The organism is Kitasatospora sp. MBT63, assembly GCF_000710465.2.
GTDB lineage: Bacteria > Actinomycetota > Actinomycetes > Streptomycetales > Streptomycetaceae > Kitasatospora.
In genome coordinates, this window is sequence record NZ_JAIZ01000773.1 from 1 (window position 1) to 1,332 (window position 1,332).

Consider the following 1,332-nt stretch of genomic DNA (forward strand, 5'->3'; position numbering starts at 1 on the left):
GCGGTCGAACGCGCCCGGGCCGCCCAGCCGGGCTGGCTCGCCGCGGGAGCCGCCGCGCGGTCGGCCGCGCTCACCCGCGCCGCCGAAGCCGTCGAGGCGCACGCCGAGGAGCTCGCCGCGCTGGTGGTCAGGGAGGTCGGCAAGCCGCTCGCCGAGGCGCGCGGCGAGGTCGCCAGGACCGCCGCGATCTGGCGGTACTACGCGCAGGCGCCGTACGCCCCGGCCGGCGAGCTGCACGAACCGGCCGCCGGCCAGGGCCTGCTGATGACCCGGCGCCGCCCGTACGGGGTGGCCGGGCTGATCACCCCGTGGAACTTCCCGCTGGCCATCCCGGTCTGGAAGGCCGCCCCCGCCCTGGCCACCGGCAACACCGTGGTGCTCAAGCCCGCCCCGGAGGCGACCGCCTGCGCGCTGCGGCTGGCCGAGCTGGCCGGCCTGCCCGAGGGCGTGCTGACGGTCGTGCCGGGGGCGGCCGAGGAGGGCGCGGCCCTGGTCGACGCCGTCGACGTGGTCTCCTTCACCGGCTCCACCGGGGTCGGCCGGGCGGTGATCGCGGCGGCCTCCGGCCGCGGCGTCCCGGTCCAGGCCGAGATGGGCGGACTCAACGCCGCGCTGGTGCTCCCCGACGCCGACATCGAGCAGGCCGCCGCGCACCTGGCCGCCGCCATCGCGGGCTACGCCGGCCAGAAGTGCACCGCCACCAGCCGGGTGATCGCCGTCGGCGACGCCCTCGGACCGCTGCGCGAGGCGCTCGCCAAGGCGCTGGCCGCCGCCGCGCCCGCCGACCCGGCCGACCCGGCGACGGTCTGCGGACCGGTGATCAACGAGGCCGCGCTGGACCGGCTGACCGGCGCCCTCGACTCGGCGGTCGCGGCGGGTGCCCGGGTGGTGGCCGGCGCCGGGCGGGCGGAGCGGGCCGGCTGGTACTTCGGGCCGACCCTGCTCGAGGACGTGCCCGCCGGGCACCCGCTGCTGACCGAGGAGTTCTTCGGCCCGCTGGCCGTGCTGTCCGGGGCGGCCACCCTGGACGAGGCGATCACGCTGGCCAACGGCACCCGGCACACCCTCGCCACCTCGGTGCACAGCCGCGACCTGGACACCGCGCTGGCCGCGGCCGACCGGCTGGACGCCGGGATGATCCGGGTCAACGCCCCGTCCAGCGGCGTCGACTTCCACCTGCCCTTCTCCGGTGCCAAGGCCGCCAGCTACGGCAGCCGGGAACAGGGGCAGGCCGCGCTCGACTTCTTCACGGCCGGCCGCACCATCACCCTGCTGCCCGCCGGGACGCCCCGATGAGGACCGTCACCACCGTCGACTACCACACGGCGGGCG

At 78.0% G+C, this 1,332-nt stretch carries 1 protein-coding gene; it reads left to right on the top strand.

The annotated features are described in order from the left end of the window. Positions 1–1,296: aldehyde dehydrogenase (locus tag AA75_RS40025; RefSeq protein WP_033825402.1), on the top strand; the 1,296-nt coding region annotated here is incomplete at its 5' end. Positions 1,297–1,332 lie beyond the last annotated feature (36 nt).